Source organism: Mycobacterium sp. NGS48, from assembly GCF_059812585.1.
The window spans coordinates 91,314-98,775 of sequence record NZ_JCALCY010000014.1; the positions used below are offsets into that span (position 1 = coordinate 91,314).

The window sequence follows — 7,462 nt, forward strand, 5'->3', positions numbered from 1 at the left end:
GGCAGGCTCAAGTGATCGCTGTGCGCAGGATCGATGCTGTCAGCGCAGTCTCGACTGGAACACTCAGCCTTGCGGTCGCTTACCGGCCGCGACCTCGTCGGGGTAGTCACCGTAGAACGGGACGTAGCCGTCGTCGCGGCCGGCCAGCACGTACAGCGGGTCGTCGATGCCGGGACCGTAGGCCTGCTCACGCAAATCCACCTTGCGGCTCTTGAAGGTCGTGGTGTGCTCCATGGACTCCACCACCCGCACGAACAGCGGCAGCGCATACACCGGCAAATGCTCGTAGAGCGTGCCGGCCAGCGCCTGCCCGTCGAACTCGGTGCCGTCGCGCAGCTTGACCGCGGCCATCCCGGCGCGGCCACCGGTGCGCGGGATTTCCACGCCGAAGACTGCGGATTCCTCGACAGACGAGTCGAGTCCCAGCGCCGCTTCCACCTGGGTGGTGGCGACGTTCTCACCCTTCCACCGGAACGTGTCGCCGAGCCGGTCGACGAACGCGGCATGTCCCATGCCCTGCGGACTCATCACGTCACCGGTGTTGAACCAGCAGTCGCCCTCGCGAAAAGCGTTGCGCACCAACTTCTTCTCGCTGGCAGCGGGGTCGGTGTAGCCGTCGAACGGCTGCAGTTTGTTGACCGGGCTGATCAGCAGACCGGGCTCGCCGGGAGGAACCCGGCGCACCCGGCCGTTGTCGTCGCGCAGCGGGGCACCGGTGTCGGGGTCGTACTCGACGTAGGCCAACGGCAGCGGCGAGATCCCGGTCGTCTTGGGCACGTTGAAGATGTTGATGAACGCGGTGTTGCCCTCGCTGGCGGCGTAGAACTCACAGACCCGCTCGATGCCGAACCGGGTGGTGAACTCCTCCCAGATCTCTGGGCGCAGGCCGTTGCCGGCGATCAGCCGAACCTTGTGCGAGCGGTCGGTTGGCTTAGGTGGCTGGTTGAGGAGATAGCGGCAGACTTCGCCGATGTAGATGAACGCCGTTGCGTCGTAGGCAATCACCTCGTCCCAGAACTGCGACGCTGAAAACTTCTTACCCAGCGCCAGTGTCGCCCCGGAGTTGATCACCGACGACACCGCGACGGTCAGCGCGTTGTTGTGGTAGAGCGGCAGGCAGCTGTACAGGGTGTCGCTGCTGTGCAGCCGCAGGCCCAGCCCGCCGAAAGCGGCCAGCGCGGCCAGCCACCGCCGATGGGTCATCACACTGGCCTTGGGGTGCCCGGTGGTGCCGGAGGTGAAGATGTAGAAGGCGGTGTCCTTGGCCAACACCGCCGAGGCCGACGGCGGATTGGTCGTGGGTGCGGTGGCGGCCAGTCGCTCCAGTTCCTCGATGGTCAGCGGCTCAGCGCCGGGAGCGCCGCATTCCCTGATGACGTCGACCAGGTCGGATTCGGCGACCAGCACCTTGGCGTCCAGCAGACTCAGGCTGTGGGCCAGCACTTCGCCGCGCTGGTGGTAGTTGATCATGCCGGCGACGGCGCCGCATTTGACCACGGCCAGCATCATCAGCACCGCGTTGGGCGAGTTGCGCAACACGATCCCGACGACGTCGCCGTGGCCGACACCGCGGGCGGCCAGCACCGCGGCGTAGCGATTGGCCGTCGCGTTGGCCTCGGCGTAAGTCAGTTGCTGCTCACCGAACCGGAGGAACACCCGGTCGCCGTAGCGGGCAGCCCGGTCCTGAAACACCTTGCCGATCGACGCCTTGGAGGTGGGCCGGGCCAGCAGCCCGGTCAGCGCTCCGCGCACCATCACCGGCACGTCGGCTATGAGACCGGGCACCCGGCTTGCGATATCGACCAGCCCGACTTCGGACACTTGGCACCTCTCTAAGGTCCGCCATTCCCACTGAACTTGGCGGCCAGCCTAACGCCCAGCGTGAACCTGAGTTCACACTCGTCGACGAACGTGAACCTGGCTTCACGCTCGCAAGGTGGTCCGGCCGCGCTCAGCCGGGTGCGCAGGCGTCCAGCGCCGTGCTCACCTCGTCGGCCACGATCAGTCGGTCCAGCGCGGCCTGAGCGACGTAGCCGGGATCGATCAGTCCGTAAAGCCAGGCCCGCAGCCCGTCGAAGTGCCCGCTCGGGTCGAGCATCACCACGGGTTTGTCGTGCATACCGAGGTATCCGCCGGTCCAGGCCTCGAACAGTTCCTCGAGTGTGCCGATACCGCCCGGCAGGGCCAGGAACGCGTCGGCGCGGTCTTCCATCACCTGTTTGCGCTCCCGCATGGTGTCGGTGACGATCAGCTCGTCGGCGTCGGTATCGGCCAGTTCACGGTGGACCAACGCTTTGGGGATCACGCCGACGGTCCAACCGCCGCGGGCTCGGGCCGCGGTGGCCAGCGCGCCCATCGCCGAGACGTTTCCGCCGCCCCACACCAGCGTCCAGCCCCGCTCCGCGATCGCCTCGCCTACCTCGGCGGCCAGGGCCAGCAATTCGGGGTGCGTCGGTCCGGAAGCGCAATACACGCACACCGCCCACGCTCCGGACCGCCCCATGCCGGAAAGGCTATCCGGCGGTGGCCGGGCACCGTAAAATCCGGCGGTGCCGATTCGGTGGAACGTCCCCCAACACGCGGCCGCATTGGAGCAGTTGGAGACGGCACTGGCCCGCGACGTTCCCGGTGCTCAGTCCGGAGCGGTCGTGCTGGGGCTCGACGGTATCGGCAAATCCACCCTGGCCCGGTTGGCGGCCGAGCATGTCGTCCAACAGCACCCGGCCACACTGACGCAGTGGGTCACCGGCACGCCGACCGAGCGCGTCGTGCCGTTCGGAGCATTCAGTCATCTGGTCGAGATCGCCGACATCGGCAAGCCGGCCGCGCTGTTGCGCGCGGCCCGGCAATCGTTGACCCGCGGCGCGCAGGAAAGCGATCTTTTGCTCGTTGTCGACGACGCGCACCACCTGGACGTCCTCTCGGCCACGTTGGTCTACCAGCTGGCCCTGGCCGGTATGGCCCGGATGGTGGTCACGGCCCGTGCCGATGCCGCGCCGGCGGCGATCGCCGCGCTATGGACCGACAACCTGCTCGGTCGCATCGACATCGAGGCACCCGCCGGTGCCACGTCTTCCGCGGAGGTCGACGCATACCTCCATGAACTGCCCGCCGGCTCCCGCTCGGTGCTCGACTATCTCGCGGTACAAGAGCCGCTGGCGCTCACCGACCTCACCGCCCTGACCGGCGACGACGCTGTCGAGCAGGCCATCGAACTCGGTGGGGCCGAGACCCGGGTGCGCGGCGGGAAGAGCGCGGACCCTGTCGTGTACACCGCTCACCCGCTGTTCGCCGAACGTGCGCTGATCGCGCTCGGCAGCGAGGGCATACGGCGACTGCGCACCGAGGTGGTCACGCTGCTGTCGCGACAGCCGTCGACGCATGTCAGCGACCGGCTGCGGCTGGCCTCGCTGGCGGTGGACAGTGATGCGCCGCAGCCCGCTGACGAGGTGGCAGCTGGCGCGCAGCAGGCGTTGCGGCTGGGCGATCTCCCGTTGGCCAGGCGGTTGGCCGCCTCGGCCGTCGACCGCGGCGCCGGCTTGCCGGCGCGGCTGGCGCTGGCCTATGCGCTGGCCTGGCAGGGCCGGGGACGGGAGGCCGGCGCGGTGCTGGCCGCAGTCGATCCGGACACGTTGTCGGAGACCGAGTTGATGGCCTGGGCGCTGCCGCGGGCGGCGAACCAGTTCTGGATGCTCAGCGAGCCGGAACGGGCGACCACCTTCTTGCAGACCACCCGTAACCGGATCACGACGCCGGCGGCGCAGGCCATGATCGACGGGCTGGCGGCCACCTTTGCCATGAATGCGGGCACCCCGCTGCGGGCGTTGCGCCTGGCCGACGAGGTGCTGGCTTCCCCGCATGCCGGGGACATCGGGGTGGGGTGGGCGGCTTCGGCTGCGGCACTGTGCTCGGCCCGGATCGGCCGCTTCGGCGACGTCGAGGCGCTGGCCGCCCGGGCGGTGGCCGCCGAGCACCCGGGGTTGTTGAGGTTCACCAGCGGGTTCGCCCGGGTCACGGCGCTGCTGATGGCCGGGCGGCTGGACGCGGCGCGCTCCTTGGCGCAGCGCCATACCGATTTCGCCGAGCTGCAGCAGCCGGGACGGGCGATCGGCGAGGTGCTGGTCGGGTATGTGGCGATTGCCCAGGGCGACTTCGACACCGCGGTGACGCTGCTGGAACCCGCTGCCGCGGCGCTGGAGCGCACCGGCTATTCGTGGGGCCCGCTGTCGCTGTCGCTGCTCGCGCAGGCGCTGGGCCAGCAAGGCGAACAGCTCGCGGCGGCAAAGGCTTTCAGTCGAGCGGAGTCGCGACATGGTCTGAAGTCGGCACTGTTCGCTCCGGAGCTGGCCTTGGCCAGAGCGTGGTCGAAGGCGACTCGCGGCGATACCACCGGCGCCATCGTCGCCGCCCGGGAAGCCGTGCAGGCCGCCGAACGCGGCGGGCAGTCAGCGATCGCGCTCCGGGCGCTGCAGGACGCCGCCCGACTCGGCGACACCAGCGCGGTGTATCGCGCCGAACGCCTGGCGCTCGAGGTGGACTGTGTGCTCGGCCGGCTCACGCTGGCTCATGCCCGCGCGCTGGCGGCCGGTGATCCGGTCGCGCTGGCCGACGTGTCCGCCGACCTGGCCGATGCCGGATTGCGTCCGGCGGCCGTCGATGCCGCCGGGCAGGCCAAGCGCGCTGCCAACGAATAGAGGCGAGTATGTTGGCGATGTATGCTTGCTCGATACATCACCAACAACAGCGGAGGTTGCCGTGTCGGTGACACAGATCGACCTCGACGACGAAGCGCTGGCCGAAGTTATGCGGATCGCCGGGGTGCACACCAAGAAGGAAGCCGTGAACCTCGCGATGCGTGGTTACGTCGAGCAGTTCCGGCGCATCGAAGCGCTGGCGCGCTCGCGTGAGCAGGCCAAGGACTGGGACTACGAGGGCTGGCTCGCGGCGCGGGCCGACGAGAAGTCCGTCGGAACTTGATCCACTTCCTGGTGGACTCCTCCGCGGTCTGGCGTCTCCAACGACAACCTGAATTCACCGCGGCCTGGAACCCGTTGCTTCTCAGCGGGGCGGTCGGCTCGTGCGAACCCCAACGAGCCGAGTTTCGTCGATCGGCGCGGAATACGGACGAATTCGATCAGATGAACCAGGCTTTTCGTGACATTTACCCTGATGTGCCGGTGCCCAAATCCGTGTGGCGGTGGATCGATTCGGCGCAGCATCGACTTGCCGGCGTGGCTGCGGTGCGTGCCCTCTCAGTCGTCGACCTTCTAGTCTGCGGCACCGCGGCGGCCCGGGGTCTGATAGTCCTGCACGACGACACCGACTACGAACTCGCCGAGCGCCACTTGCCCGACGTCAGAGCGCGACGGGTCGTGAGCACCGGCGCCCTCTAGCTCGTCAAATAGCGGCGCAACATGTCCACCGCGGCGCTGATCTGCCCAACCGGCACCCGCTCGTCGCGACAATGCGCCAAATTGGGGTCACCGGGGCCGTAGTTGACCGCAGGGATACCGCGGGCCGCGAATCGTGAGACGTCGGTCCAGCCGTATTTCGCCCGGACCTGCCCGGCCGCCGCCTCGACCAACGCCTTGGCGGCAGGCTTGGCCAGGCCCGGCAGCGCGCCGGCGGCGGAGTCGGTCTGTTCGATCCGCACATCGAGCCCGTCGAACACCTCGTGCACGTGTTGCAGCGCGGCCTCCGGCGAGCGGTCGGGTGCAAACCGGAAATTGACGGTCACCGACGCCGCGTCTGGGATGACATTGCCGGCCACACCGCCGTCGATGCGCACTGCCGAAAGGCCCTCGCGGTAGGTGCAGCCGTCGATGTCGACGTCGCGGGCCCGATAGGCCGCGAGCCGGTCCAGCACCGCGCCCAGCTTGTGAATCGCGTTGTCGCCCAACCACGATCGCGCCGAATGGGCGCGTGTTCCGTTCGCGTGGATCACGACGCGCAGCGTGCCTTGACAGCCGGCCTCGATGTAGCCGGCGGTCGGCTCGCCGAGGATCGCCACATCGGCGGCCAGCCATTCCGGCAACTCACGCTCGATGCGGCCCAAACCGTTTGAGGCGGCGTCGATTTCCTCACAGTCGTAGAACACCAGGGTCAGGTCGTGCGCCGGGTCGGTGACGGTGGCCGCCAGGTGCAGAAACACCGCGTCACCAGACTTCATGTCGGCGGTGCCGCAACCGTAGAGCAGGTCGCCGTCTCGATGGCTGGGCAGGTTGTCGGCGCTCGGAACGGTATCGAGATGGCCGGCCAGTAGCACCCGTGTCGGGCGGCCGAGATCAGTGCGGGCCAATACGGCATCGCCGTTACGCACGATCTCGAACCCGAGAGACGGAGGAGTCTGAGCGCGTAGCGCGGCCTCGACCTCGTCGGCGATGCGTGCTTCGTGCCGCGACTCGCTGGGGATGTCGACCAGTGCCGCGGTCAGCTCGATCGGGTCCCCGGCTAAGTCCAGCACCGGTCCAGCCTAGTAGCGTGGGCCAGGTGACTGCAGCTTCGGGTATTGGGCTGGCGACACTCGCCGCCGACGGGTCGGTGCTCGACACTTGGTTCCCCGCACCGGAACTGATCGATGCCGGCGAAAGCGGCACCGTACGGCTGTCGGTAGCCGAGGTTCCCGACGAGTTCGCCGCCCTGGCGGGCCGCGACGACGACCGCGGCACCGAGACCGTCGCGGTGCGCACGGTGATCGGTTCGCTGGACGACAAGCCCGCCGACGCCTACGACGCCTATCTGCGCCTGCATTTGCTCTCGCACCGGCTGGTCGCGCCGCACGGGCTCAACGCCGACGGTTTCTTCGGCGTGTTGACCAATGTGGTGTGGACCAATCACGGGCCTTGCGCCGTCGAGGGTTTCGAGATCGTGCGGGTGCGGCTGCGCAGTCGCGGACCGGTCACCGTCTACGGCATCGACAAATTCCCGCGGATGGTCGACTATGTGGTGCCGGCCGGGGTGCGGATCGCCGACGCCGACCGGGTGCGATTGGGCGCGCACTTGGCGTCCGGCACCACGGTGATGCACGAGGGATTCGTCAACTACAACGCGGGGACGCTGGGCGCGTCGATGGTGGAGGGCCGCATCTCGGCGGGCGTGGTCGTCGACGACGGCTCCGACATCGGCGGCGGCGCCTCGATCATGGGCACGCTGTCCGGCGGCGGCACCCACATCAACTCGATCGGCAAGCGCTGTCTGCTCGGCGCCAATGCCGGGCTGGGCATCTCGTTGGGCGACGACTGTGTCGTGGAGGCCGGCCTGTATGTCACCGCCGGCACCAAGATCGCGATGCCCGACGGAGCCGCGGTCAAGGCCGGTGAACTCTCCGGCGGCAACAACATGCTGTTCCGCCGCAATTCGCTGACCGGCGCGGTCGAGGTGGTCTCCCGCGACGGCCAGGGCATCGCGCTCAACGAAGACCTGCACGCCAACTAATTTTCGCCGCGAGCGTGCGTGTCCCCGC

Annotated in this window: 5 protein-coding genes and 2 pseudogenes; 4 read left to right on the top strand and 3 right to left on the bottom strand. The window is 68.5% G+C overall.

The genetic code is table 11. From position 1 onward, the window contains the following. Nucleotides 1-63: 63 nt before the first annotated feature. Nucleotides 64-1,821 (bottom strand): long-chain-acyl-CoA synthetase FadD6, encoded by a 1,758-nt coding sequence (fadD6, locus tag AC5Y42_RS19745; RefSeq protein ID WP_499900257.1) that lies wholly within the window; start codon nt 1,819-1,821, stop codon nt 64-66. 130 nt (nt 1,822-1,951) lie between these two features. Further along, complete coding sequence (gene log, locus AC5Y42_RS19750) at nt 1,952-2,503, bottom strand: cytokinin riboside 5'-monophosphate phosphoribohydrolase (RefSeq protein ID WP_499900258.1); 552 nt, start codon at nt 2,501-2,503, stop codon at nt 1,952-1,954. Nucleotides 2,504-2,549: 46 nt separating this feature from the next. Here log and AC5Y42_RS19755 point away from each other — a divergent pair, with 46 nt between their 5' ends. The 3 genes and pseudogenes from AC5Y42_RS19755 (at nt 2,550) to AC5Y42_RS19765 (ending at nt 5,393) form a co-directional block, all read left to right on the top strand. Beyond that, nucleotides 2,550-4,694, top strand: coding sequence for an AAA family ATPase (locus tag AC5Y42_RS19755; RefSeq protein ID WP_499900259.1), 2,145 nt, complete (start codon nt 2,550-2,552; stop codon nt 4,692-4,694). Nucleotides 4,695-4,755: 61 nt separating this feature from the next. Further along, nucleotides 4,756-4,908, top strand: a pseudogene (locus tag AC5Y42_RS19760) (type II toxin-antitoxin system VapB family antitoxin); the annotation flags it as partial. Nucleotides 4,909-5,029: 121 nt separating this feature from the next. Beyond that, nucleotides 5,030-5,393 (top strand): annotated as a pseudogene (locus AC5Y42_RS19765) (PIN domain-containing protein). Here the strand turns inward: AC5Y42_RS19765 and dapE are convergent. Next, a complete protein-coding gene (gene dapE / locus AC5Y42_RS19770; protein ID WP_499900260.1) occupies nt 5,390-6,463 on the bottom strand; it encodes a succinyl-diaminopimelate desuccinylase in 1,074 nt (357 codons plus the stop codon). The pseudogene AC5Y42_RS19765 and the gene dapE overlap by 4 nt on opposite strands. A gap of 17 nt (nt 6,464-6,480) precedes the next feature. Here dapE and dapD point away from each other — a divergent pair, with 17 nt between their 5' ends. After that, complete coding sequence (dapD, locus tag AC5Y42_RS19775) at nt 6,481-7,434, top strand: 2,3,4,5-tetrahydropyridine-2,6-dicarboxylate N-succinyltransferase (protein WP_499900261.1); 954 nt, start codon at nt 6,481-6,483, stop codon at nt 7,432-7,434. The last annotated feature ends 28 nt before the right edge of the window (nt 7,435-7,462 follow it).